22 protein-coding genes are annotated in these 26,131 nt (G+C 59.7%); 17 read left to right on the top strand and 5 right to left on the bottom strand.

Annotated features, from left to right (window positions below; all coding sequences use genetic code 11):
• Window positions 1–6 precede the first annotated feature (6 nt).
• Complete coding sequence (locus tag EZI54_RS20595) at window positions 7–2,904, top strand: FAD-binding and (Fe-S)-binding domain-containing protein (RefSeq protein WP_131483783.1); 2,898 nt, start codon at window positions 7–9, stop codon at window positions 2,902–2,904.
• Between the two features lie 146 nt (window positions 2,905–3,050).
• Here the strand turns inward: EZI54_RS20595 and EZI54_RS20600 are convergent, their stop codons facing one another.
• Entirely contained in the window at window positions 3,051–3,953 is a 903-nt protein-coding gene (locus EZI54_RS20600) for an alpha/beta hydrolase (protein WP_131483784.1), read from the bottom strand.
• Window positions 3,954–4,076: 123 nt separating this feature from the next.
• On the opposite strand from EZI54_RS20600, the gene EZI54_RS20605 reads away from it, so the two are divergent.
• Both EZI54_RS20605 and EZI54_RS20610 read left to right on the top strand, forming a co-directional pair.
• Window positions 4,077–5,087 (top strand): GlxA family transcriptional regulator, encoded by a 1,011-nt coding sequence (locus tag EZI54_RS20605; RefSeq protein WP_131483785.1) that lies wholly within the window; start codon window positions 4,077–4,079, stop codon window positions 5,085–5,087.
• Between the two features lie 149 nt (window positions 5,088–5,236).
• A complete protein-coding gene (locus EZI54_RS20610) occupies window positions 5,237–5,644 on the top strand; it encodes a hypothetical protein (protein WP_131483786.1) in 408 nt (135 codons plus the stop codon).
• Window positions 5,645–5,712: 68 nt separating this feature from the next.
• Here EZI54_RS20610 and tmpT read toward each other — a convergent pair whose 3' ends face one another.
• Entirely contained in the window at window positions 5,713–6,375 is a 663-nt protein-coding gene (gene tmpT, locus EZI54_RS20615; protein ID WP_131483787.1) for a thiopurine S-methyltransferase, read from the bottom strand.
• 223 nt (window positions 6,376–6,598) lie between these two features.
• On the opposite strand from tmpT, the gene EZI54_RS20620 reads away from it, so the two are divergent.
• Together EZI54_RS20620 and EZI54_RS20625 are read left to right on the top strand one after the other, a co-directional pair.
• Window positions 6,599–7,561, top strand: coding sequence for a D-2-hydroxyacid dehydrogenase (locus tag EZI54_RS20620; RefSeq protein ID WP_131483788.1), 963 nt, complete (start codon window positions 6,599–6,601; stop codon window positions 7,559–7,561).
• Between the two features lie 203 nt (window positions 7,562–7,764).
• The gene (locus EZI54_RS20625) at window positions 7,765–8,241 is read left to right on the top strand and encodes a hypothetical protein (RefSeq protein WP_131483789.1); all 477 of its coding nucleotides are present in this window, start codon (window positions 7,765–7,767) and stop codon (window positions 8,239–8,241) included.
• A gap of 683 nt (window positions 8,242–8,924) precedes the next feature.
• Here EZI54_RS20625 and EZI54_RS20630 read toward each other — a convergent pair.
• Window positions 8,925–9,203, bottom strand: a complete 279-nt coding sequence (locus EZI54_RS20630) for a peptidylprolyl isomerase (protein WP_123635035.1) — start codon at window positions 9,201–9,203, stop codon at window positions 8,925–8,927.
• 166 nt (window positions 9,204–9,369) lie between these two features.
• On the opposite strand from EZI54_RS20630, the gene EZI54_RS20635 reads away from it, so the two are divergent.
• From EZI54_RS20635 to lpoB, 3 genes are read left to right on the top strand one after another with little or no spacing between them, the layout of a single operon-like run.
• Window positions 9,370–10,845: a COG3014 family protein gene (locus tag EZI54_RS20635; protein ID WP_242674540.1), complete on the top strand. Its 1,476-nt coding sequence runs from the start codon at window positions 9,370–9,372 to the stop codon at window positions 10,843–10,845.
• Between the two features lie 12 nt (window positions 10,846–10,857).
• Window positions 10,858–11,262 carry a YcfL family putative periplasmic lipoprotein gene (locus tag EZI54_RS20640; RefSeq protein WP_131483790.1) on the top strand — a complete coding sequence of 135 codons (405 nt, stop codon included), beginning with the start codon at window positions 10,858–10,860 and terminating at the stop codon, window positions 11,260–11,262.
• A complete protein-coding gene (lpoB, locus tag EZI54_RS20645) occupies window positions 11,259–11,873 on the top strand; it encodes a penicillin-binding protein activator LpoB (RefSeq protein WP_165495825.1) in 615 nt (204 codons plus the stop codon). Before EZI54_RS20640 ends, lpoB begins: the two co-directional genes overlap by 4 nt.
• Window positions 11,874–11,884: 11 nt before the next feature.
• On the opposite strand, the gene EZI54_RS20650 is transcribed toward lpoB, so the two are convergent.
• Window positions 11,885–12,799 (bottom strand): glutathione S-transferase family protein, encoded by a 915-nt coding sequence (locus EZI54_RS20650; protein ID WP_131483791.1) that lies wholly within the window; start codon window positions 12,797–12,799, stop codon window positions 11,885–11,887.
• Window positions 12,800–13,009: 210 nt separating this feature from the next.
• Between EZI54_RS20650 and hmuQ the strand changes: the two genes are divergently transcribed.
• Complete coding sequence (gene hmuQ / locus EZI54_RS20655) at window positions 13,010–13,312, top strand: heme-degrading protein HmuQ (RefSeq protein WP_131483792.1); 303 nt, start codon at window positions 13,010–13,012, stop codon at window positions 13,310–13,312.
• On the opposite strand, the gene EZI54_RS20660 is transcribed toward hmuQ, so the two are convergent.
• Window positions 13,267–14,262 (bottom strand): helix-turn-helix domain-containing protein, encoded by a 996-nt coding sequence (locus EZI54_RS20660; protein WP_131483793.1) that lies wholly within the window; start codon window positions 14,260–14,262, stop codon window positions 13,267–13,269. The two genes, hmuQ and EZI54_RS20660, sit on opposite strands and share 46 nt — an antisense overlap.
• Before the next feature lie 482 nt (window positions 14,263–14,744).
• On the opposite strand from EZI54_RS20660, the gene EZI54_RS20665 reads away from it, so the two are divergent.
• From EZI54_RS20665 to EZI54_RS24535, 8 genes are all read left to right on the top strand, one after another.
• Window positions 14,745–16,154, top strand: coding sequence for an ethanolamine ammonia-lyase subunit EutB (locus tag EZI54_RS20665; RefSeq protein WP_131483794.1), 1,410 nt, complete (start codon window positions 14,745–14,747; stop codon window positions 16,152–16,154).
• On the top strand, window positions 16,151–16,984 hold the full coding sequence (gene eutC, locus EZI54_RS20670; protein ID WP_131483795.1) for an ethanolamine ammonia-lyase subunit EutC: 834 nt from the start codon (window positions 16,151–16,153) through the stop codon (window positions 16,982–16,984). The genes EZI54_RS20665 and eutC overlap by 4 nt, the downstream gene beginning before the upstream one ends.
• Window positions 16,985–17,011: 27 nt before the next feature.
• Window positions 17,012–18,454, top strand: a complete 1,443-nt coding sequence (gene eat, locus EZI54_RS20675) for an ethanolamine permease (RefSeq protein WP_131483796.1) — start codon at window positions 17,012–17,014, stop codon at window positions 18,452–18,454.
• 369 nt (window positions 18,455–18,823) lie between these two features.
• Window positions 18,824–19,438, top strand: a complete 615-nt coding sequence (locus EZI54_RS20680) for a hypothetical protein (RefSeq protein ID WP_131483797.1) — start codon at window positions 18,824–18,826, stop codon at window positions 19,436–19,438.
• Window positions 19,439–19,486: 48 nt separating this feature from the next.
• Window positions 19,487–24,643, top strand: coding sequence for an RHS repeat-associated core domain-containing protein (locus EZI54_RS20685; RefSeq protein WP_131483798.1), 5,157 nt, complete (start codon window positions 19,487–19,489; stop codon window positions 24,641–24,643).
• On the top strand, window positions 24,630–25,163 hold the full coding sequence (locus EZI54_RS20690; RefSeq protein ID WP_131483799.1) for a hypothetical protein: 534 nt from the start codon (window positions 24,630–24,632) through the stop codon (window positions 25,161–25,163). The genes EZI54_RS20685 and EZI54_RS20690 overlap by 14 nt, the downstream gene beginning before the upstream one ends.
• Before the next feature lie 205 nt (window positions 25,164–25,368).
• A complete protein-coding gene (locus tag EZI54_RS20695) occupies window positions 25,369–25,674 on the top strand; it encodes a hypothetical protein (RefSeq protein ID WP_131483800.1) in 306 nt (101 codons plus the stop codon).
• Between the two features lie 187 nt (window positions 25,675–25,861).
• Window positions 25,862–26,038, top strand: coding sequence for a hypothetical protein (locus tag EZI54_RS24535; RefSeq protein WP_165495826.1), 177 nt, complete (start codon window positions 25,862–25,864; stop codon window positions 26,036–26,038).
• Window positions 26,039–26,131: the final 93 nt, after the last annotated feature.

The raw sequence follows: 26,131 nt of genomic DNA on the forward strand, positions 1-26,131 counted from the left end.
GCGGGCATGGCCAGAGAGACTGCAGCAGCCACTGAACACACGGCCGACATCGATGCCCTGGTCGCCGCCCTGGAGGCGGTTATCGACGGCGAGGTCCGTTTCGAAATGGGCAGTCGTGCCCTGTACGCCACCGACGCCTCCAATTACCGCCAGGTCCCGACCGGCGTCGTCATTCCCCGTCACGAGCAGGATATCGAGCAGGCTGTGGCCATCGCCCGGCGGTTCGACGCGCCCATATTAATGCGCGGCGCCGGGACCAGCCTGGCCGGCCAGACCTGCAACGCCGCCGTGGTGCTGGATACCTCGAAGTACATGAACCGTGTGCTGGCGGTGGAGCCGGAAGATCGTACCGCGGTGATCCAGCCCGGTGTCGTCTGCGACGTCCTGCGGGACGCCGCCGAGCAGCACGGGCTGACCTTCGGGCCGGATCCCTCGACCCATACCCAGTGCACCCTGGGCGGCATGATCGGCAACAACTCCTGCGGGGCGCACTCGGTCATGGCGGGCAAGACCGACGACAACACCGAATCCCTGGATATCCTGACCTACGACGGCGTGCGCATGACGGTCGGCCCGACGTCCGAAGACGAATTGGCCGACATCATCCGCGCCGGCGGCCGCAAGGGCGAGATCTACCAGGCCCTGCGAGACCTCCGGGACCGCTACGCCGAGCACATCCGCAGCGGCTTTCCCGATATCCGCCGGCGGGTCTCCGGCTACAACCTGGACGCGCTATTGCCGGAGAACGGCTTTAATGTGGCCCGCGCACTGGTCGGCAGCGAAGGCACCTGTGCGGTGACCCTGTCTGCCCGGATGCGGTTGGTGGACAGCCCGCCACACCGGGTACTGGTGGTGCTGGGTTACGAGGATATCTGCCAGGCGGGCGACCAGGCGCCGGCGATCCTGAAAACCGGGCCGCTCTCGGTGGAAGGCCTCGACGAGCGCATTGTCGAGGACATGCGCAAGAAAGGTTGGGGGCTGCATGCCATCGAGGGCCTGCCGGACGGCAATGGCTGGATCCTGTCGGAATTCGGCGGGAATACCGTCGAAGAGGCGACCCGGGCGGCGCAGAAGGCCATCGATAGCCAGCAGGCGCACTGCGTCGACAGCAAGCTCTATACCGATCCTGACGAAGCCAACCGGGTCTGGAACGTGCGCAAGAGCGGGTCGGCGGCCACCAACGCGCTGCCCGGCGAGGACGAGAGCTACCCCGGTTGGGAGGACGCCGCGGTCGACCCGGAGCGGGTCGGCGACTACCTGCGTGACTTCCGCAGGCTGCTGGAAAAGTATGGCTATCGCTCTTCACTCTACGGGCACTTCGGCGATGGCTGCATCCACGGGCGGATGACCTTCGATCTTTCCAGCCATGAGGGCGTCGCCAAATGGCGCCGTTTTCTCGATGAAGCGGCCGACCTGGTGGTGGCCTATGGCGGCTCCCTGTCGGGCGAGCACGGCGACGGGCAGGCGCGGGCCGAGCTCTGGCCCAGGATGTTCAGCCCGCAACTGATGGACGCCTTCCGGGAATTCAAGACGATCTGGGACCCACAAGGCCGGCTCAACCCCCACAAGCTGATCGATCCCTACCGCATCGATGAGCACCTGCGAACCGGCCCCGAGCACGACCCCATCGAGCCGGAACCGTTGTACTTCAGCTTCCACCGGGACCAGGGCCGTTTCTCCTCCGCGGCGCATCGCTGTGTCGGCGTGGGCAAGTGCCGCAGCTATGCCGGGGGCACCATGTGCCCGAGTTACCGGGGCACCCAGGAAGAGAAACATTCCACCCGGGGCCGCGCGCGGCTACTGTTCGAGATGCTCCACGGCGACACGCTGGAGGGTGTCTGGGACAACGAGTCTGTGCATGAAGCCCTGGACCTCTGTCTCGCCTGCAAAGCCTGCCGGCAGGAGTGCCCGGTGCAGGTGGACATGGCCACCTACAAGGCCGAGTTCATGGCGCACTACTACGAACATCACCGGCGCCCAAGACAGGCCTGGACGCTGGGTATGATCCACGAGTGGTCCCGGCTGGCCGGCCGGGCGCCGCGCCTGTTCAATGGCCTCACGCGTGTGCCCGGGGCGGCAGCCATCGTCAGGCAATTGACGGGCATGACCCCGGAGCGGGATCTGCCGCGGTTTTCGCCACGGCCGTTTACGCGGGATTACCGATCGGACCCGATGTCGGGGCATCGCCCAGCCGTCATGCTGTGGCCTGACACGTTCAACAATTTCCTGCAATCCGACTGCCTGCGGTCAGCATCGCGGGTGTTGGAGCGACTGGGCTATGCCGTCCAGTTGCCGGGACGACCGGTCTGTTGCGGCCGGCCGCTATACGACCACGGCCTGCTCGAGCGTGCCCGCTGGCGCCTGAAGCAGGTGCTGGAAACCCTGGCGCCGGCGATCGAGGCCGGCATTCCGGTGGTGGGTCTGGAGCCCTCGTGCCTGAGCACCTTCCGCGAGGAACTGTTGAACTTCTTTCCGGACGACCGGCGGGCCCAGTGGCTGGCGCAGAACAGCTGGCTGTTCCCGGACTTCCTGGCGAAGCAGACCGATTTATCACTGCCGCAGCTCGACGGTCATGCCTGGGTACACGGCCACTGTCACCAGAAAGCGCTGGCCGGCATGGCGGGCACCCGCTCACTGCTCGAGGGGCTGGGCCTCGATGTGAGCCTGCCGGACAACGGCTGTTGCGGGATGGCCGGAGCCTTCGGTTTCGATGCCGACAAGTACCCGGTGTCCATGCGCATTGCCGAATCGGCGATGTTGCCGTCGCTCCGGCAGACATCGGCGGACACCGTCCTGGTCGCGGATGGTTTCAGCTGTCGCGAGCAGATCCGGCACGGCAGCGGACGCACGGTGCTGCACACCGCCCAGTTGCTGGACCGGGCGATGCAGGGCGGCGGCCAGTGACAGCTTCATGACCACCTGTCCCGCAGTCCGGGGGAGTGCCGCGGACGCAGTGAAAACGAACGGGCCTGCGCCCTGCTGCATGACCTGGCTGAAAACGGGGCGGAACCGGAGCTCGTCACCGCTGAACTCGCGCGCCAGGCCCGACGTTATGAACTGGCCTTGATGTGGGTGGTTACCGCATCCACCACATCGGGATGCCAGAGCAGGCGATGATGACCCAGTCCGCGGGTCTGGAATACGGCGGCGCCGGACCAGGCGGTTCGCACGCGCTCACTCTGGGCCGGCGGCACGTGCTGGTCATCGCTATCATAAACCACCAGCCCGTTGCCGGGTAAGCCGGGGGCCAGTTGCGGAAGCGACAGCTGGTTCCACAGGTCCTCGCCAAAACGTGCCTCCATCAGTTGGCGATGATCCCGCAACACGCCGGCAGGGATTCCCAGCCTGGCCCCCAGACCATTGACCACCGATGACAGGTCGGACGGCGGCGCCAGCAGCACCAGGTATTCGGCGCCGAGGCCCCGCGTCAGTGCCCGGGCGGCGGCCACGGCCCCCAGGGAGTGGGCCAGGATGGCCTGCACGGGCCCGCTGCCCAGGCCGACACGCCGAACCACCTCCGCCATTTCAAAAAGATCGGTCTGCGAGCCCTGGGCGCGACCGTGGCCCGGCGCATCGAACAGCACCACCCGGTAGCCGGCGGCCACTAATGGTTTGACGTAGGCACCGAACTGGATACCCGCGCCGGACCAGCCATGCACGCCCAGCACCGTCGGCCCTTCGCCCCAGCTGTAGACCGGAATCGTATTGCTAACGTGGTGGAGCTGGGTGTGACTGTCGGCTTCATCCAGCAGGTATTCGTAGCGGGAGGGCATTGGCAGTCGCGAAGGACGGAAGAATTGCCGGTTCACCAGGCGGGCGGCTCCGGCCGGAGAGACACGGGCGTAAAGCGAGAGGCCCAGTTGGCGCAGTTGGTGTTTCAGCGCTGGTTTGTCGGTTCGGGGCTTGTCAGGCAGACGGGTAACGGCCGGAAAGGTTTTGACGGGAAGGTTCATGTTAAGTGCTCCTGGCGGGATCCGCAGGGGATCTCAGTGGATGACAGGATCAGGGTACGGCTTGCCCGGGATCGTCAGGAGTGTCATATTTGACATATAAAATGCGAAATAGGTCATTGCGCCATGATCACGGTTGCCATCGTTGCCCAGCCCTATTGCCATGCCAGCGGTGTCCACGGCGTGATGGATTTCTTTGCCACAGCGAACTACTGCGGCCGCAGGACCTCCGAGCAGCCCCTGTTTGAATGCCACATCGTGACGGCGGACGATGAGCCGGTGCGGGGCTACAGCGGCGCGCTGGTGACGCCGACGACACGCCGCGAAGCCCTCAAGCCGGATCTGATCGTGGTGGGGTCCGCGTTGGAAGCGGTGGTGGTCGAGAGTTATGTCGAGCGCTCGCTGGCCCATGCCCGGCCCCTGTTCGACTGGCTGCGTTCGGCGTCGGACCAGGGCGCCCTCCTGGCAAGTGTCTGTACCGGCAGTTTCGTGCTTGCGGAGGCGGGGCTGCTGGAAGGCGTGGCCGCCACGACTCATTGGCGCGCAGCGGGCCTTTTCCGCCAGCGCTACCCGGGCGTGCGACTGGAAGTGGACCAGATCCTTGTGGATAACGGCCAGGTGATCTGCGCCGGTGGCGCGTCGGCGTTTTCCGACCTGTGCCTGTACCTGGTGGAGCGGCTCGCCTCGCCGGCGGTGGCGCTGGCCTGCAGCAAGCTGCTGGTGCTGGATAACCGGCGGATGGAGCAGACGCCCTACATGCGCTTCTACGGTCACAAGGCGCATCAGGACGCGTCGATCCTCAAGGCGCAGGCCTGGCTGGAAGCCCATTACGCGGAGCCGGTGGCCATCGACCAGGTGGCCGATATCGCCGCGCTGGGGCCGAGAACGTTCAAGCGACGCTTCAAGGACGCTACCGGGGAGCCCCCCATCGGCTACCTGCAGCAACTGCGGATCGAAGCCGCCAAGCATTTCCTGGAGTCGAGCCGGGACCAGACGGCACAGATCATCTGGCGGGTCGGCTACGAAGACGCCTCGTCCTTCCGCCGCCTGTTCAAACGTTCCGTCGGCTGCACGATGGAGCAATACCGAAAACGGTTCAGCTACGTGGTGCCCTCGACATTGGCGGCTGCCGGGTAGGGCTGGCGGCTTGGGATGGCCCAGGTGGGCTTGTACTGAAGATGGCGTCGGCCTAATCTTCCTGAACAGGCCAAGGGGAAGTTGCCTGCAACCGTGTCCGAAATGTCACCATGTCACCGTACATCCTCCACGGAAAAGGAGTGGTTGCCATGCCCGATGTTCCCGTTACATCCATTCTGGTTATCGCCTCAACATCCACAGCCGCCAATGCGGGATCCAACATGTTCCTGGAGGTTATGATCCCGCAGGTCGCAGCCTCCGAAGTCTCGCTGCCCGGCTCGCCGGGATCGACCCAGGTCATTACCATGCCGGCCTCCGGCACCAAGACGTTCAGCGAAATCACGCCGGCGGATATCACGCTCAGTACCGAACCACCAAATGAAGGGGATGCCTGGCTGCCGTCGGCGTTCTATGTTCTCGGCAAGGGGGATACCGGCGATTACGAAGTGATCTGCGCCATCCCGGTGTGGCCCACCGATGTCTGGCTGAGCGAGGATCCCAACGATCCCAATGCCTATTCGGCCGTGACGCTGGACCAGGTGTTGAGCCACGTGTGAGCCGGGCGCTCGTCCCGGCCTGTTGACCGATGCCGTTGCCGACGGCCGGCGTTAACGCCGGCTGTCGGTCATGCCTTGCGACGCAAACGGAATACGCTTTCGGATCCGTTGTTCAGCCCTTTGCGTTTGGCAAACGGGTGATCTTTCTCCAGCGGGTTGGTCAGGATGTGGTCGATCTCGAATTCATCGCCGAACAGGGCGTGAACCTCGTCCGGACTGACGTTGAACGGCGGGCCTTTCATCTCGCCCGGGTCGTAATCCAGGGTGATCAGCAGGATGGCAGCCTGATCCGGCAGGATGGCCTCGAGGTGTTCGGCATAGTCCCGGCGCATGGCCGGGGGCAGGGCGATGAGTGCTGCCCGGTCATAGACCAGACGCACGTGGCGGACATCGTCGGGGACCAACTGGAAGAAATCGCCGCACCAGAGTTGCAGCTCATCGTCGTGGATGTAGCGGGTGAAAGGTTGCGCCGGCAATACGCGGGCCTTGGCTCCGGCTTCCTCGAAGAAGTCCTTGCAGGCGATGGCACTCAGCTCGATGCCTATCACCGGATGCCCCCTGTCGTGCAGCCACCACAGGTCCTTTGATTTGCCACACAGGGGAACGAGGACCGTCTCGTTGCCGTGGTGGACCATTTCGGGCCAGTGCTCGTGAAGATAGCGGTTGACTGTCCCCTCGTGGAAACCGATTTCCTGGTTTTCCCAGCGGGCGTGCCAGAATTCATGCTCCATCGGCCAACCTCCTGCTTGTGATTTGCCAAACAGTATGGACCCGGATCGCGTCCGGTGTAAGTGGGTACCGGAACATTCAGATCAACGATCCGGTCAGGCGTTCCATGATTGGGTCTGCCACGAATGCTTCTGTCGTTTTTGTCATGATGGAGGACGTGAAGCCGACCTGGCGAGCGTGTAATCTGTTGGCAATACTGACATTTGCCGCCAGGGACACCTGCCTATGAAAGCCGTTTTCCTCGATGCCGCCACACTGGGTCACGATGTCGATCTCGCGCCGATCCGGGAGGCTGTCGACGAGTTGGTCCAGTACGAACAGACCTCGCCGGATCAGGTGGACGAGCGGATCGCGGGCTTCGATACCGTGATCACCAACAAGGTGGTGCTGGGTGAGGCAAACTTCGACGCTCATCCTGAAGTGCGCCATGTTGTGGTCACCGCTACGGGTACCAACAACATCGATCTGGAGGCGGCCAGGACACGTGGAATCAAGGTGGTCAATGCCATCCGCTACGGCCGCGCGTCCGTCGCCCAGCACACCATGACCCTGATCCTGGCGCTGGCCACGCGGCTGATCGACTACCACCAGGATGTCGGCGCGGGGTGCTGGGAGCAAAGTAGCCAGTTCTGCCTGATGGACCACCCCATCATGGAGCTGGAAGGCAAGACCCTGGGCATTGTCGGTTATGGTGACCTGGGGCAGGGGGTTGCCGAGCTGGCAAAGGCTTTCGGCATGAACATCCTGCTGGCCACCCGGCCGGGGCAGACGCCGGGCGAAGTGGACGGTTATCCCCGCATCCCACTGGACGACCTGTTGCCGAGGGTTGATGTGCTGTCCCTGCATTGCCTGCTGACTGAAGAGACCCGCAACCTGATCGATGCCGACGCGCTGTCGAACATGCAGACGCACGCGTTGCTGATAAACACCAGTCGCGGCGGCCTGGTGGACGAGAAGGCGCTGGCCGACGCCCTGCGCAAGGGCCGTATCGGCGGCGCCGGCTTCGACGTACTCACCGAGGAGCCGCCGGCCAATGGCAATGTGCTGCTGTCGCCGGACATTCCCAACCTCATCGTCACACCGCATTGCGCCTGGGCGAGCAAGGAGGCTCGCCAGCGAATGGTGCAGTTGACGGCGCAGAATCTGGAAGGGATCAGGAGTGGCTCCCAGTCGCGCTGGGTGGTGTGAAAGGGATTGGGAGGCGGCCCTGTCAAAGTCCGTTGGGTGATTTTTGCGCAAAATTTGCATTCAGACGCTAGACTTGGCAACACAGGACAGTATCGTAACGGAATCTCGGACGGGTCATCCTTTAACGCCGGATCTGTTACGCTGCCCGTTGAATGATGCAGTCAGGCCTTCGGTGCTGACGGACCACCACAGGAGAAACGCGTGTGAAGCGGATGATTTGGCCATTACTGGGTTGCTTGGTCGCCCCCTTCGTCCAGGCTGCTGGCGATCAGGTCCAAATGCGGACGCAAGTGGATACGGACTACACGCTCAGCGAATTCACCGGGTCTCGTGGTCACACTCTTTATTTGCCGCAGCAGTCCGGTGCCGATCTGGTCTGGCGGGAACGGAATACCAGCGGCGGTGTCTACATCGGGCCCCGGGTGGGAGCCTCGCACATGGCAGATCACGATGTCGACGATGCGACTCTCAGTTCGGCCCTCGGTGTCGAAGCGGGCTACCTGCAATCCCTGGCGCCTCTGGATCCACAGTTGAAAACGCTTCAATTTGGCCTTTATTTTCGTCAGATCTACTCGAACCTCCACAATCAACGGTCCATCAGCGCCGGCTCGGTTGGGCAGGATGTCGATGGCGACGGTCAGTCCGAACTGGGCCTGCAATTCCTCTGGCAGCCTGAATAGGGCTGCCGCCAATCCTGGGTCATTGCGGCTGTTGCTGGTGATGATCCGGGGTTGCGCCCCTGCGACGACACTCTACGCCGGTAACCTACCCCCACTTTAATCCTTCCGGAATGGCGCGGGTCTTGTGCGTCGCCCCATACACTGACTCCCTGGCGCACTCCGGGACGATAACGCCTGGCTTTGCGCTCCCATGACAATAACAAGACCGGTGTGTCCGGGCCTGCCCGCCACACCAAGGCGACTGTTGTGCCGGGGATGGTGCAAGACCTCCACTTGAGCCGTTCCGCGTTCGCGCAATGGATCGCCGGCTATCGGTGGAGTCAACCATGCGTATCGCAAGCATCCGTTTTTCCCGCGTCCTGCTTTTTTTCCTCAGCGCGCTCGCTCGAGAACTACCTGCTGCGACGTCTCGATTCGATGCGCGGCTGGAACCGTCGCCACTACCTCGTCCGGTCATTGGTTCGTGCAGTAACGAGAAGGCGTCCCCATGCGTCCGTTCGCTCCTTCCGCCCGGGGCCGTTCTCGGGTACTTTCATACTATCTCTGGGCGCCCACGGGATAACCGGGGGGCGTAGCGTAGACCTGGGTTGTTGGGCTTCCCGCGTCAGCCCAACATTGTATCTGTCCATAAAAAAGCCCCGGAGATCTTGCCGACTTCCGGGGCTTTTCAGTTACCCAACCAATCAGGTACGGCTGGTCACTTCCAAAAGGTGATAGCCAAATTGCGTCTTGATCGGCCCCTGAACCGTATTCACTTCACCGTTGAAGACCGCCTTGTCGAACTCCGGCACCATCTGGCCCGGGCCAAAGGAGCCCAGGTCGCCGCCGTTGCGGCCGGACGGGCAGTTGGAGTGGGCACGGGCGATTTCGGCAAAATCGGCGCCGTCTTCAATCTGCTTTTTCAGGTCGTTGCACTGGGCTTCGGTGTCGACGAGGATGTGGCGTGCGGTTGCTTGTGCCATGATGAGGTACCTTTTCTCGATCGTTGCTGGTTGAACCGGGAATGCTGCCGCGCCATGGCGCCAGTGGCAAGCGGTTTGTGAACCAATAACGTGGATTGGCTGTCTAGCAACCTGATAAATCGCCCATTTCCCGGAATCAACGCCGAAGGACCCGGATCACCCGAGCATGACGTTTTACTCGAGATCACACCGTTTGCTGGCGGCCCTGGCGCTGATCGGCCTGCTGTCCGGCTGCTCTGTGTTCCAGCAGCGGGACGAGATGGCCCGCTTCAACAGCGCCTATGACCGGGGCAACTACGGGCTGGCGGCCAGTGTCATGGCGGTCAGCGACAAGGGCGATTCCGAGAGCAAGCACGTGCTGCAATACCTCCACCGGGGCGAGGCCCTGCGACTGGAGGGGGATTATCAGCAGTCCATCGATGCCTTCGACCGCGCCGAAGCCGGCATGAAATACCTGGACACCGAAGGTTTCGCCTCGACCGCCTCGGAAAACGTCATGTCGGTGCTGGTCAATGAGTCCACCCGGGATTATCGCGCGCTGATGTCCGAAGCTATCCTTGTGAACACCTACAAGGCGCTGTCCTTCCTGGCATTGGGCAACGACGACTACGCCCGGGTCGAGTTCAACCGGGCGGACGATCGCACCCGCCGGGCGGTGGATTTCTTCTCCGAGGAAATTGCCGAACAGAAGCGAGCCCTGCAGAACGATCCGGTCAATGCCCGCACCGTCCAGCGCAGCATCGACAGCGGCAGCATGCGCTCCGTGATCCAGAGCAACTACGGCAATCCCTCGGCCTGGAGTGTGTACCCCGACTACATCGTGCCCGCCAGCACCTACCTTTATGGCCTCTACTTCCTGGCCAACGACGGCTCCGATGTCCAGCGTGCGGTGACGTCACTGCAGCGGGTATCGGACATGGCACCGGGTAATGCTACGGTGAAAGCCGACGCGGATCTCGCGGAGGGTCTGGCCTCGGGTAAACTGTCGCGCCAGGATCAGCCGGACCGGGTCTGGGTGGTGTATGAGAATGGCCTGGGACCGGTACTGGAGGAGGTCCGTTTCGACGTGCCGCTGTTCTATTCCTATCACGGCGAGCCCCAGGTGATCCTGACCGGCATTGCCCTGCCGCGTTACCGGGACCGGACTGCGGTCAGTGGTCACCTGAGCGCCAACGCGCAGGCGACGACGGCGGATTTTGCCCAGATGGGCAAAGTGATCCGGACCGAAATGCAGGAGCGGTTTCCCAGCATCCTGACCCGCGCCATTTCGGCGGCGGTGGTCAAGGGGCTGATCCAGCACAAGGCGAGTGAGTCGTTTGGCGTGGCGGGCCAACTCGGATCGATCATCTACACCCTGGCCACCACCCAGGCGGACCTGCGCGGCTGGCAAGCCATGCCCGATCACTGGGAAGTGGCCCGGCTGGAACGTCCGGCGGACGGGCGTGTCGAACTAACGGACACGTTGCGCGGGGATCTGGGAACGGTGAATGTCCCGGATCAACCCTACACCCTGATCTACGTGAAACGGCCTACCGCGGAAGGGCCGGCTACAGTAATGTTACTGGACCTGCAGGGAAAACGGCCGGGCGAATGCCTGCAAATGACCGGCGGTGGTACACCGGCCCGACCCTGTGCATCGTGACTGGAGGATCTCATGACACGAGTGAAAGCCCTGATAGGCGTGATCTGCCTGTCGTTGTTGATGGCGGCCTGCGCCCCGGTGCAGCCGAAACGGGAATACGTCCAGCGGGACGACCTGAAGGTGGACCCGGAAATTCGCCAGTCGGTCCAGGTCCAGGAGTTGCTGGACAAGCGGGTGAGCCTGCCCAATGGCGGTAGCCTGCTCCGCATCCAGTTCTCGGTCCAGGCCTATCAGGACACCGACATGGAATGGGCGGTCACCTGGTTCGACGAGGATGGCATGGTCGTGCCGGGCGTCGGCGAAGGTTACCGTCCGGTCCGCATCCTGCGGGACCAGACCCGCTTCTTTACCGCGACGGCGCCCCAGGAAAAGGCCGTCAGCTACCAGTTGCACCTGCGTGAGGACAGAGCACCATGACGTTGAATGGAACCAGAAGCCTGATGGTGGCCGCCGTAGCCTCGTTGATGCTGTCGGCCTGTGCCACGCATACCCGCTATGTGGATCCGGCCGCGGATGATGGTCCTGTCGCGATGACCCTGGATTACCGGGACTTCGAGCGGGCCGCCGACAACGCGGTGCAGGATCTGCTGTCCAGTGGCGCCGTGGATAACCCCTCCGGTGAGCGGTACATCATGGCGGTCAGCCGCATCACCAACGACACCATGCAGCGCATCGATACCGACCAGCTCACCAAGAAAATCCGCGTGGCCCTGCTGCGCTCCGGCAAGGTGGTCACCACCACCGCCGTGGGTGTGGACGGTGCCGAGGACCAGATGAACCAGCAGGCCCGGGAGCTGCGTAACAACGATGAATTCGACCAGTCCGGGGTGCAGCAGAAAGGCACCCTGAAAGCGCCGGACCTGAGCCTGTCGGGCAAGATCATCCAGCGCAATCACAAGGTTGAGGACGAGCAGCAGGTGGAATACTACTTCCAGCTCAGCCTGACCGATCTCAAGAGCGGCCTGGCCATCTGGGAAAACGAAACGCCGATCATCAAGCGCGGTCCCAACGACACCGTCGCCTGGTAACCGGCGACGTCTCAGGCAGTCTCGAGCGTAAAGCCCTGCTGGGGCAGGTGAATATTCACCGTCCCCACGCGGGGATGGTCGTGGGCGACGATCCAGCCCTGGCCGTCGTCCGCCACCAGGGTGCCGGTGACCGGAATGCGGCCGTAATCGTCCGGGGTGATGGTGACGGCCTGGCCAATGGCGGCATTTGCCTGTGATTCCGGCAGCGCGCGGGCCTGGCTCTTGTAGGCTTCGCGGATGGCGGTTTCGGCACTGATTGCCTCCTCGGTACCGTGCCCGAAGGCGCGCATACGATCCATCCAGGCCTTGACGCGGGGCGCGTTGTCCAGCACCGGTCTGCCTGCCAGGTCAACCACGAACCAGAGCCCGTGATACGCGGAAAAGTCGGCTACGCACGGTGTATCGCCAAACAGGAAGTCATGGGTCAGCCGGTGCTCCAGATCGGCCACATGCTCCGCCACCCGCTGCTTGGCCTGTTTCGGGTTCATCGCCCGCACCCGGGATTGCTTGCCCATGGCAATACGGTCCTTCAGGAAGCGGTAGGTGTGCAGGATGGACGTGCTGCGCACCAGCTTGAACAGCAGGCCGCCACCACTGGCAGAGATCACGCAGGCGAGAAAGACTTCCAGGTCCACCACCCGGACGAAGTCCTGAACCTCGGCCGGATTGTTGTCCAGCGCCAGCTCCGGCTTGCCGGCCAGGCGGGCGATTTCGCGGGTAATGGTGCGGGTATCGCAGAACACATCGGCGCCGATCTGGGCCACCGGAATCTTGCGGTAGCCGGAGGCCAGCGGTTCCAGTTCCGGTCGCGGGGGCATCTCCTGCACAGTGACGGATTGCCATTTCAAACCTGCGTAGCCCAGCATGGCCCGGATCTTTTCCGAGAATGGGGAGAGGGCATAGTGATGCAGGATCAAGTCTGGCATGGTGCACTCCGGGGAGGTGGCTTGGGTTGATGACATTACACAGGACCCAAACAGGAATCATCCGTTCCCGGGAGAGTTTGCCCTGATTTTTGAACGATTCGCTGTTTTTGGCCTCCATTCCCATACGTCCCGGTCATCGATGACCGGCCAAGCGAACGCGGCGTCGCACTTGTTCGAGTGCGCGCATCCACCAGGTAGAGGAGTGTGCTGATGTACATCGCCATGAACCGCTTCCGGATTGCCCCGGGCAAAGAGGAGGAATTCATCGAAATCTGGCGCAACCGGGAAACCCATCTCGACGAGGTGCCCGGTTTCAAGAGTTTCAATCTGCTGCAGGGGCCGAGCCACGAGGATCACACCCTGTTTTCCTCCCACAGCGTCTGGGAATCGGAAGAGGCCTTTATCAACTGGACCAAGTCCGAGGCCTTCCGCAAGGCGCACGCCAACGCCAAACCGGCGAAGGACATCTACCTGGGGCCGCCGCAGTTTGAAGGGTTCAAGTCGGTGCTGTGACCAGGGGTAGGGGATTTCGCCAGGGTCTGCGACGGCAATTCGCCGAACAGCTGCTTGTAGTCCGCCGAGAACTGACTGAGATGGTAGAAGCCGTTGTAACCCGCGGCGTCGGACACTGAATCGGAACCGCCGGTGCTGAGCATCCGCTTGACCCGGTTCAGGCGTGTGACCCGCAGGAACTGCAAGGGACTGATACCGAGGATGGACTCGAAGCTGTATTGCAGGGTCCGGCGGCTGACGCAGGCCAGTTCGCACAATTCCGCCATGGTCACCGGCAGGTCGCAGGCCTGCTCGACGTAATCCTTGATGCGCTCCACCACCGCCTTGCGGTGCAGATAGCTGGGCGGCACCGCGCCGTTCGGGGTTTCCCGCTCCAGGGTTTCCAGCAGGGCCATCATCAGCAGGTCGCGGTGAATGCAGCCGTCGATGCGCTCCGGAGTGGACTGCACGATCCGGCGGATCAGGTAGCGCACGTTCGTCAGCGTCTGTTCGGGCAGGCGCAGGCGGGCCACCTGACGGGCGTCCTCGGTGGAGATGTCGATGCCCTGGGCTGCGGCGGCGCTCATCAGGTCCTTCTCCCGCACCACGATCCCGAGCATGTCGAATGCGGCCGGTGTCACCAGTTCGAACTGGGTGCTGCCCGGCCGGCACAGGATGTCGGTCGCCTCCAGGCTCTGGCCGTTGACCCGGCAATCCTCCCAGTTGCTCGGAATACCGAACCAGATGGCATCGGGCCAGACCAGGCACTGCTGGCGCAGGGCGTGGCTGCTGTGTTCGTTGTAGACCTGCATGGCGCCCAGGTGCAGCTCGTCGATGCGGCCGTAGAAACGGCCGGGGCTGACCTGGTCGTATTGCTGGTCCCAGTTGGTCAGGTTGTCGGCCTGTTCATGGGCATCGTCGGTAATGGCGGTGCACCGAACCGGTGCGACCTTTTTTGTTTTATGGTGCACGATCACCTCCGGGGCTTCGCTGGCTGGTGTCCCTTAATACAAGTTCGCAGCATTTCAGAGCCTGTATCAGACTCTACGGCAAGGCGCGCTCCGCCGGGAATAGTGGCTCTATTGCCAAGGGGCGCAACGCCGTCGTAGTGCCTGATACAGGCTCCCGAAGGGCGAGCCATACGAAGCCCCTGGCGGTGTTGCGACTCTTGGCAAGGGCTACGGCCATTCCCGGCGAGCCGCGCCTTGCCAGGGACTTCGTATGGCACGCTGAAATGCTGCGAACTTGTATTAAGGGACACAACTAGCATGGTCTTCATTGCTCCCCTCCGCCACCGCGCCTTTATGCCTAATGACATAGCACTTTAGTGCCATTTCAACTTTGCCAAATTTCGATAACCCGCCTCCGGAGCCGGCGTTACCCTGAAATAACAGGCAAGTTCTGTTCCCCTGGCTCACGCGATCTTCGGGGAACTCACACACAGGACAACGCTATGCAACACACCTATTCCTACACGCTTGGCCCGCGGACCTGGCAGTTCCGGGACCTGGCCGACCTGATGGCCAAGGCCACGCCGGCCCGGTCCGGCGACCGTCTGGCGGGCGTCATGGCGGCTTCGGCCGAAGAGCGGGTCATCGCCCAGATGTGCCTGGCGGAGGTGCCGCTGAAGACGTTCCTGTCCGAGGCATTGGTGCCCTATGAAGACGACGAGATTACCCGGCTGATCCTGGACACCCATGACGCCGACGCCTTCGCACCGGTCAGTCACCTCACCGTGGGCGACTTCCGCAACTGGCTGCTGGGGGATGCCGCCTCCAGCGAGATGCTCACCCGCATCCGCCCCGGCCTGACGCCGGAGATGGTCGCCGCGGTCAGCAAGATCATGCGCAACCAGGACCTCATCCTCGTGGCCCGTAAGTGCCGGGTGGAGACCGCGTTCCGGGACACCATCGGCCTCTCGGGCCACTTGTCCACGCGGCTGCAGCCCAACCATCCCACCGACGACATGACCGGGATCGCCGCCAGCATTCTCGACGGTCTGCTCTACGGCAACGGCGATGCGGTCATCGGCATCAATCCGGCTACCGACAATGTGGCCCAGGCCACGAAGCTGATGCGGATGATGGATGAGGTCATCCGGAAATATGAGATTCCCACCCAGTCCTGCGTGCTGACCCACGTCACCAACACGCTGGAGGCGATCGAGCAGGGCGCGCCGGTGGACCTGGTGTTCCAGTCCATCGGCGGCACCGAGGCCACCAACCGCAGCTTCGGTTTCGGCCTGTCCACGCTGAAGGAGGCCCGTGACGCAGCCCTGGGGCTCAAGCGCGGCACCGTGGGCCAGAACGTCATGTACTTCGAGACCGGCCAGGGCAGCTCCCTGTCCGCCGATGCCCATCACGGTCTGGACCAGCAAACCTGCGAGGCTCGCGCCTACGCCGTGGCCCGGGCGTTCGATCCGCTGCTGGTGAACACGGTGGTGGGGTTCATTGGCCCCGAGTACCTGTTCGACGGCAAGGAAATCATCCGCGCCGGGCTGGAAGACCATTTCTGCGGCAAGCTGATGGGCGTGCCCATGGGCTGTGACATCTGCTACACCAACCACGCCGAAGCCGACCAGAACGACATGGACAACCTGCTGACCCTGCTGGGCGTGGCCGGTTGCACGTTCATCATGGGCATCCCGGGGTCGGACGACATCATGCTCAACTACCAGACCACCTCCTTCCACGACGCGCTCTACGCGCGCCGGGCCCTGGACCTGCGTCCGGCACCTGAATTCGAGGCCTGGCTGGAGACAATGGGCGTGTTCGACGACGTACGCCGCCACGAACCCAGCGCCGGCGTGCCCGGCCTGTTCGGACCCAGTCTCAAGGGCCTGACCGGTGGAGGTGCCGCATGAGCGATCAACCCAAGCCGCCCGTGATCGATAACCCCTGGCGCGTGCTGCGCCAGTACACCGACGCCCGCATCGGCCTAGGCCGCGCCGGCATCAGCCTGCCCACGTCCGAGATGCTCGAGTTCCAGTTGGCCCACGCGCGGGCCCGGGACGCGGTGCATTTCCCCCTGGACGTGGAACCGCTGCTGGCCGAACTCACCGCGCTGGAAGACAAGCACCTCACCGGGCTGCCGATGCGTCTGCACAGCCAGTCGGAGGACCGGTTCACCTACCTGCAGCGGCCGGATCTGGGGCGAAAGCTGTCCGAGGCCTCCCGCAACGAGGTGGCGGCTGCGGCAGACGATGCCGGTGAAGCCTTTGATCTGGCGCTGGTGGTGGTCGATGGCCTGTCGTCCTCCGCGGTGCAGAACAACGCCGTGCCGTTCATCCGCGCGTTCCTGGCGGATCTGGAGCGGGAACCGGTGGATCTCAAGCTGGCCCCCATCACCGTCGTGGAGCAGGGCCGCGTGGCCATCGGGGATGAGATCGGCGGAGCCCTGAATGCCCGGGCGGTGGCGGTCCTGATCGGGGAGCGCCCGGGGCTCAGTTCGCCGGACAGTCTCGGCGTGTACCTCACCTGGAATCCGCGGCCCGGCCTCAACGACGCCGACCGTAACTGCATTTCCAACGTGCGTCCGGCGGGGCTGCGATTTGAGTCCGCCAGTCAGCGCCTCCTCTACCTCGTGCGCGAGGCGTTCCGCCTCAAGCTGTCCGGGGTCGGTCTGAAGGATCGGACCGAAGAGGCGGCGGTGGTCGATGCGTCCTCTGATAACAAGAACTTCCTCACGAACTAAAAAATTAACGCTTCTCGGAGAATGATCATGACAACACCCCATGTAGATGACGATTACCTGGCCAAGCGCCAGCTCAAGAAGGGCTCGGCCGGCTGGATCCTGCTGGCGGGCCTGGGCGTGTCCTATGTGATTTCCGGCGACTTCGCCGGCTGGAACTTCGGTATTGGCGAGGCGGGCTGGGGCGGCTTTGCCATCGCCATGGTGCTGATGGCAGTGATGTACTTTGCGCTGGTGCTGTCACTGGCGGAGATGTCTGCGGCCATTCCCGCGGCCGGCGGCGGCTACAGTTTTGCCCGCCACGCCATGGGCGCGACCGGTGGCTACCTGACCGGCCTGGCCGTGTTGATCGAGTACGCGCTGGCGCCCGCCGCCATCGTGATCTTTATCGGCGCCGCGGTGGAAGAACTGCTCGGCGTCAACGGGCCCTGGGTCTACGCGCTGTTCTATGCGGTGTTCGTGGGCATTCACCTGGCCGGTGTGGGCGAGGCCCTCAAGGTGATGATGGTGATCAGCGGCCTGGCGGTGTTTGCCATTCTCGCCACGGCCGTCGCGCTGGTGGGTGACTTCGATGCCGCCAACCTGTTCGACATTGCGCCGTCGGCCGCTGCGGGCGCCAGCGATGTGCTGCCGTTTGGCTGGTACGGGGTCTGGGCGGCGCTGCCGTTCGCCATGTGGTTGTTCCTTGCCGTGGAAGGTGTTCCGCTGGCGGCCGAGGAGTCCAAGGATCCGACCCGCGACATGCCCCGCGGCATCATTGGCGCCATGATTTTCCTACTGTTCACGGCGGTTCTGGTGGTCTTCCTGCTGGCCGGGGCGTCCGGGGCCGAGATGATCGGCGCGAGTGGCGTGCCGCTGGTGGATGCGCTGAAGGCGACCGGGCAGGGCACACTGGCGACGGTGATCAACGTGCTGGGCCTGGCGGGTCTGATCGCGTCCTTCTTCTCGATCATTTTCGGCTACAGCCGACTGGTGTTTGCCCTGTCCCGGGCCGGCTACCTGCCCAAGGCCCTGTCGCTGACCAGCAAACGCAAGGCGCCGGTCTGGGCGCTGATTGTGCCGGGTCTGTTCGGCTTCCTGGTGTCGTTGACCGGGGAAGGCGACCTGATCCTGGGCATGGCCGTGGTGGGGGCCACCATCTCCTACGCGCTCATGGCGGGCAGCCACATCCTGCTGCGCCTGCATAAGCCGGATCTGGAACGCCCCTACAAGACACCGGGCGGCATGTTCACCTCCGGCATTGCGCTGGCGCTGTCCCTGGTGGCCATGACCGGTGTCTACGCGTTCGATCCGCGCGCCTTCAACTACACCATCGTGCTGTTCGTGATCGGTGCCGTGTACTTCTTCGTCTACGGCAAGAACCACCTGGTGGCCAAGACGGCGGAGGAAGAATTGGCGCTGGTCCTGGATGCCGAGCATGCGCTGGATGAAGAGGGTGAGGCGAGTCCGGAGGTGCGGGCGGCTCAGGCCTGAAGGGCAGTATGAACAAAAAGGCCGGCGGGGAAACCTGCCGGCCTTTTTGGTTGTAGAGCAACAGGTCGAAAGTACCGGTTTTCGAAAGTTCCGGGGATAGGTGGCTATTTCGTTAAGAATTGTAAGCTTGCCTTGCTTGCTATGTCCTTCGCTGATAAAAAGATTAAATTCTGTACATTAAGGCAGTGAAGGGTACAAGGATTGACCAACTCTTCTACTGAATCTGGCAATCAGGAAAGGTTATTGTCAGCTTCCTTATCGTTTTGCCGCTTTGCGCCGTAGAGTCTGAAAAGTTCCGTGATATGAGCTTTCAGGTCTCTCGGGAATACAGTGCTCAGGATTTGCACATCGATATTTCAGGGAATGAATGTGAATAATCTGTTTAAGAATGCCTTTGCCAAAGTTCTCTTTGTATTACTGACTCTGGGGGCTTCTGCGGCTTCGGCAGATTCATTTGACTGCGATGAAAATCACTGCAATTTGTTTGCTCATGGCACCTATCCAAATCTTGTTGTTGGTGAAGTGGCCGCAGTAGCCAGTGATAAAGAGGCGATTAAGGTTTTTCGGTGGGCGAAATCGCATGGCTATTGGCCGACACTCCCCGATGATGAATCAGCTTTCGTTAAGCTTGTACAGGTCATGTCCATTGCTGTGCCAAATGACGGCGAGACAACTGAGTTGACGCTGTTAATGTCTCGAGAGGAATTTGAGACAAGCGAAATTTATCCCGGTGATTTTGCGCGCTATACATCCCACCTTTTTGACGAACCCATGTCGGCCACATTCAAGAGTAAGACGGCTCGCCTGTACTGGGATTTGTTTGGTTGTATTGCCGTTCTCTGCCGCGCCGATGATAAAGATTGCCCGAATCGATACGCTCCCGGCGTCTACCGAGTCAAGGATGGCATCGGCCTTGATCCAGAAACCGGGAAGCCTTTGACGCCGGTCAGGAAGGTAGACCCCGAAACCTATTTCCCGTTGTAGTCGCAAAATTCGTAAATCGTGTATTGAATGCAGAAAGGACTCTGAATCATGAAGTGGATACTTCGCTCTTCCCTCTTGGGGTTGCTCATCGCTCTTCCCCTGTCGACCTACGGCAATACCGTAGACCAAGCCGATGCGCCGGAATCGTCAAGGTTTGGTGTCTTCTACGAGCCGCTGGTGGCATTCGATAAACCAAGCCCTGCTCAGCGCCAACTGCTGAATCAGGCTGTTGAGCGTTATCGAAAAGGCGGCGATCCTGCCGACATCAAATCACTGAGGTCTTATCTTGCGTTGTCGCCGGATAGTCCTTGGAAAGCGTCCTTGATGTTCAACATGGGTATTGCCAAGGAGCAGGCGGGCTACTACTCGGATGCCATAGAGTTGCTAGAGGGCGCCGTTCGCGCTGGTGAGTCTGCGGATCGTCGAAGTGAACAGGTGATTGCAGAGCGTGCCCTTGGCGAGCTGCTTGCGCTGCATACGAAATTCGGGCATCGGGAAAAGGTCGCTGAGCTTTTAAAGCGAGTTGATCAATCACCGGCATCAGCCTCTATTACTGAGTTGGTTGCCCAGGCCCGTTCCGGGCTGTGGGAAATGGACAATGTGCCTGAAGCGGTTTTGCGTTGCGGTATCGTTGCGCTTGATACGTTTTTGGCGAAACAGGGCGGGCGCGATCTTTTCTCCCCCACGTTGGACCAGTTCGATGCTGGACCAAGTGGCACGTCACTGGCCCAGCTCCAGTCGATTGCCCAAACCCAAGGTACCAAAACACGCGCGGTTCACCGTGATCCTGCAGCAGCGATCCCAGTGCCCTCTGTTATGCACCTGCGAGTGGGTCACTTCGCCACGGTCTTGGATGATAAAAAGGGCCGGTATCAAGTCTTTGACCCTGCCTTCAATAAGCTTCGATGGATGAAGAAAGCGGCTTTGGAAGCAGAATCAAGCGGCTATTTCCTGGTTGAAGATAATTCAAGTGAATGGAAAACGGTTCCTGCCCAAACCGCAGCCCAGGTTATGGGGGCAGGCAATACTTCAAGCAGCCAGCCCGACCAGTTGACAACGGATGACGTGACGGAGTGTGACGACCCATGTTCCGATAGCAAAGGCATGCCGCGTTATCGCGTTCACTCAATGCTCGTGAGCTTGAACATAATCGATACGCCGCTGAGTTATTCGCCGCCCGTCGGCCCCCAAATCGGGATGTCTCTCTCCTATATTCAACGCGCGGCCAACCAACCAGCGACGTATACGTTCAGCAACCTGGGGCCAAAGTGGACGTTTAACTGGCTGTCTTATGTTCAGGACGATCCCCAAAGCGCAGGCCGTCGTGTTCGCGCCTATTTGCCGGGTGGTGGCAGTCGGGATTACTCCGGTTACAGTTCCGGTTCCGGGGCTTTTGCCAGTGAGCAGCGTACCGGTGCCCGGCTTGTCATGACCTCGGCATCGCCGGTGACCTATGAGCGTCGCATGCCTGATGGTCGCGTTTATGTCTATGGGCACTCGGACGACAGCACCTACTATCCACGAAGAATCTTTCTCACTCAGGTCATTGATGCCCACGGCAATGCCGTTCAGCTCGAATATGACGAGCAGCAACGCCTCACAAAGATCACGGATGCAATTGGCAGGAGCAGCGAGCTTCAATACAAGGAGCCTGAGAATCCTTTACTGATCTCGGGTGTCACAGATCCTTTTGGACGCTCCACCGCATTTGAGTATGACGATAGCGGTCGCCTGGCCAGCATTACTGATGCCGTTGGGATGACGTCCAGTTTCGTCTATGACGGTACGTTTATAGAAAAGATGGTGACGCCGTACGGGGAAACCCGTTTCAGTTCGGGCCAGAGTGGTACGCGCCGTTGGCTGGTGGTTACCGACCCTGAAGGTCACAAGGAACGGGTTGAATATCGGCATTCTGCCAGCGGTATTCCCTTTAGCGAATCAAAAGTCCCTTCCGGGATCAGTGCTTTCAACCGGTATATAAACAGCCGGAACACGTTCTACTGGGACAAGGAAGCGATGGAGCGGGCGCCAGGGGATTACTCCAAGGCCAGGATTCGTCATTGGTTCCATAAGCGCACCAACACGTCAATGACAATAGGGGTTCAGGAGAGCATCAAGGAACCGCTTGAAAGCCGGGTTTGGTTTAATTACCCCGGACAAAATTGGGAAGGCGCAGAAGGGACTTTCGATAAGCCATCCAAGATTGCTCGTGTGCTTCCGGATGGTTCCACACAGCTAACCCAGAAATCCTACAACGACTATGGAAACCTGACACGTCAGGTTGATCCTGAGGGGCGGGAACTCACCTACGAGTACGCCGAAAATCAGATTGATTTGCTCCGTGTTAAGCGGAAAAGCAGCAACGGTTACATCACGCTGGCCAGCTATACCTATAATGAGCAGCATCAACCTCTTTCCTACACCGATGCCAACTCCAATAAGACTCAGTACACCTACAATGAAGCCGGGCAACTGACGTCTGTAACCAATGCGCTCGGCCAGAAAACGGTGTTTTCATACGATAGTGAAGGCTATCTGCTCAGCGTCACCGATCCGAACAATGTCGTTGTCGCCAAATACTCCCATGACAATGTCGGTCGCGTTCAGTCATATACAGACGCGAATAATTACACATTGAGCTACCAGTATGACGGACTGGATCGCCTCACAAAGGTGACCTATCCCGACGGAACGTCAGAGTCGGTTGAGTGGGATCGCCTGGATCGTCATTCCTACACGGATCGCTATGGCCAGGTGACAACGTATGCGCACGATGCCGTCAGGAACCTGGTCAAGGTGGTCAATCCGTCTGGCCACCAGAATCAGTTTGGCTATTTTGCGAATGGCCTTCGTTCAGGCGCGACGGACGGTGAGGGCAACGTCACTGCGTTTACCCGGGACATTCAAGGTCGGCTGACACAGACATTGCGTCCGGATCAGAAAACTCTGAACAGAAGTTTCGACTCTAGCGGGCGTTTGGAATCCGAGACGAATGCCGCCGATGGCATCACCCGTTACGGGTATGCGCACGACAATCAGCTGCAAAGTGTTACAGCTCCGAATTCGGCATCGACGACGTATCAATATGATGCGTACACCGGATTGCTGATCGAGCGTCAAAGTCCTGATAGCGGCGAGACAGCCTATAGCTACGACGATGCTGGGAACCTGGTCTCAAAGACAGATGGCGACGGTCTCACGACCACTTACGAATACGACGCCCTAAACCGTATATCGCAGGTCGTCTATGAAGATGGACAGTCTGTCGAATACATCTACGACACGGCGGTTAACGGCATTGGTCGTGTTGCCTCGATTAGGGATTCATCGGGGACAACCTATTTTACCTATGACCAGGCGGGCAGGGTTGCAGCCCGGCGGCATGTTTCCACTGATGGCGTCGAACTATCGATGAGCTATCAGTACACACCATCCGGGAAACTTTCCCGTCTGACTTATCCCTCTGGCGCTGTTGCTGAATACCACTACGACCGCGACCGACTGGAGAGCGTGTCCGTCAATGGCCAAACATTGTTGGGTGGCGTGGAGTATGCTCCGTTCGGACCGATTAGTGGCTGGGCCTGGGGCAACGGTCTCTCCATGAACAGGGCATTCGACAACAATGGTCGGATTAGTAACCTGAAAACAGCAACGAATGAGTCCCGTAACTTCGAATACGACGCGCTCGGCAACATCGTTTCGATTCTCGGCAACGACGAGCAACACTTCGAATACGATGCCGAAAACCGGTTGAAGGTGGCGCTGTCAAGTGACTTCAGCCTGGGGTACGACTACGACGCCAATGGCAATCGCACCTGGGAAACCGTCGACGGCGCCGAGAATGAACTGACTTACTCGCCGGAAAGCAACGTTCTCAAAACCGTCGGCGGCATCGCCTACAGCTATGATGGCCGCGGAAACACGGTGAACGATGGCGAACATACCTACCAGTATGACGCCAGAAACCGATTGGTCAGCGTCGACGGCGGCGATACGGCAGAGTACGGATACAACGCCATGGGCGCGCGGGCGTTCAAGCGAAGCCAGGAAACCTATCAGATTAGCGCAGACCTCAACCAGGATGGCCGTAAATCCGTTGCGGATTTGTTGACACTGCTGGAGATCATTCATCACAGAGAGTCACCGGTCCGAGCCGACCTTAATCAGGATGGCAAGGTGAACCATCGGGACATTTCCTGCATGGCCACCCATCTCACCCATAACTGGTTCCTTGAGCGGTTCCTGCATTGTCGGTTTGGTCAACAGATTGAAAGAGAGGCCAAGACTCGCTTCGTCTATGACAGTGCAAACCTGATGGGGGAATACGACGATCAGGGGAATGCTCGCCAGGAGTTCGTCTGGGCAGGAAGCAAGCCAGTTGGTCTGCTTGAAGACGGTGAGCTCTACTACGTCAGTTCAAACCAGATTGATGCGCCTGTAGCCATAACGGATCAGTCTGGTGAGCTTGTATGGCAATGGGAACCACGTCCGTTTGGGGATAGCTTGCCAGACATGGATGTCGACAGAGATGGTCGCGATCTCAAATTTAGCCTGCGTTTCCCTGGGCAATATCGAGACGAAGAAACTGGCCTTAATTATAACTTCTATCGGAATTATGACTCGGTACTTGGAAGGTATATTCAGAATGACCCGATTGGGCTGAATGGAGGGGTGAACACCTACGGGTACGTTGGACAGAATCCGCTAGTTTTCTCTGATCCTTCTGGTTTAGCAGCAAGAGGTGCGGCTGTCGGTGGTGCCATTGGGGGCGTTATCGGAGGAGCACTCGGTGGTCTTGCTGGTGGAGCGGGAGGAACTGTCGTTGCTCCGGGAGTAGGAACTGTGGGTGGCGGCTATGCTGGAGCCTCTAGTGGCGCAGCCTGGGGGCTTGCTGCAGGAGCCGCCGTAGGAAGCATCATCGAAGATGTAATGTCAATGTGGGGTGACGATGATGACTTCTACGCTGATCCTTATGGTGGCTACGATCCCGTTGATGAAGGCGATGCTTTAGATTTGGCTGATAACCCAGCAGGAGCATCATGTGCTGCGATACAAGAAGCTATAGTGGCTCTGCAGAACCGTATTCGGGGAAGGGAACAAAATGCTGCAGAGCATTGTGGTGGCGATGCAGGGCATCGTCAAAGAATTCAACGCCTGAAAGATGCTTTGCGAAAGCTTGAGCAAGCGTTGAGTGCTTGCCAATAGTAAAGCAAATGTTGGGGATGGGGCAGATATGGCATTTGGATCATATATAGATGAGTTGCAGGGCTATTTGAAAGCTCTTCAAAGAATAGCGGGGCCAGCCTTTGCTTTTGGTGTTCGGTATGAGAAAACGCCTAAGGATTTGAATGCATTTATTGCTGAAAAGGTTGGCGATAAAGAGTCGATACTTTATGGGGAAAAGATTGATGAAAAGCGAGAAATAAAATATAGAGACTTGATGTCAAAAATTAACCACATGATTTTTGATGGGCAAAGCCCACTAAAAGAATCAAAAGACTCTACGGCGATTTCCTATTTGGAGAGAAGTTTTTCTGAAGATATAAATGAGTATTATGGCCTTGAATCGAGCCTTTTGACGGAGGGAGCTTTTCATCCCTTGGTTGAAGGGCCAGTACACTTTCTAAAAATAGAGAAAGATTCGGAAGCAAAGTCCTTTTGCTTTTTGGTTAGGATCGGCGAATACTGGATTTTGACATATTTTTTTAAATCCGTAGTCGCTTGAGCTCTTCCTGGCCCTCTTTATATAGGCTTATGGATTTGGTCATGCATTCGAGCATATAACTGTGTCAACTAATTTCGTTTGGCATGGAATGGAGCCGGTAGCGTAATGTGCATAGTTTCAACTGGTTATGTTCTGGGTTGCTGAGGGGTTGAGCGGTAATCGAATTATAGGCTAGCGAATTTTTTGAGTACATGAACCTAAAGAAATGATTAAGAGTGCGATTTTATGGTGTGCTATGTTGAGCGCTATTTCCTTTTGTGCTGGCTACTGGTTTGCTGAATGTAAAGTGCCAAGTTCGCTGGTGTATGAGTTGAGGCGCCCTGTTAGGCTGCAGATTACGCCTGATGATAAAGGTTCATTGCCGAAAGGCACACAGCTATATTTTTATAGGGAGCTTCCAGAAATTACGACATACTATGTTTATGTGAATTTAAAGGAAAGAGACTTGGTTGTCAGGAATGATGGTGGTGATAGGGTGATTGACCCTATTGCTGCTTATCCTGTGGACTGACGAAGGTTTTAGATGTGATCATTGAAATGCTCGTATAAGTAAAATGAAATATATTTCTCATGAGGTAATGTAAGGCTATTTAGTGATGTTGGGTTGGTTTAGGGGCGAGTCAAGGGGTGATGGTAAGTTTGAAACCATGCAAACTACATAGCCTTGGTGCTGCCATTCGAATAGTGATCATCAAAAGATGAACAGCAAGCGTTTCATGCCAAGTGATAGGCAGCTTAATGGTCTGATCATTTCTTTAGTGTTTTCTACCACCTATCTGCTGGCAGCTATCGCGGGAACATGGTGGCTAGATGGCGACCTGCTGCGCGGCGCAATGGCTATTGAAGTGGACCCCGAAATTTGGACAGGTGCCTGAGCTCTGATTCATCATCTCCACAAGGAGGAGAATCATGAGCAAGAAACGCAAGCAATACAGCGCATCATTCAAATCCAAAGTCGCCCTGGCCGC

It is taken from the genome of Marinobacter halodurans (assembly GCF_004327985.1).
GTDB lineage: Bacteria > Pseudomonadota > Gammaproteobacteria > Pseudomonadales > Oleiphilaceae > Marinobacter_A > Marinobacter_A halodurans.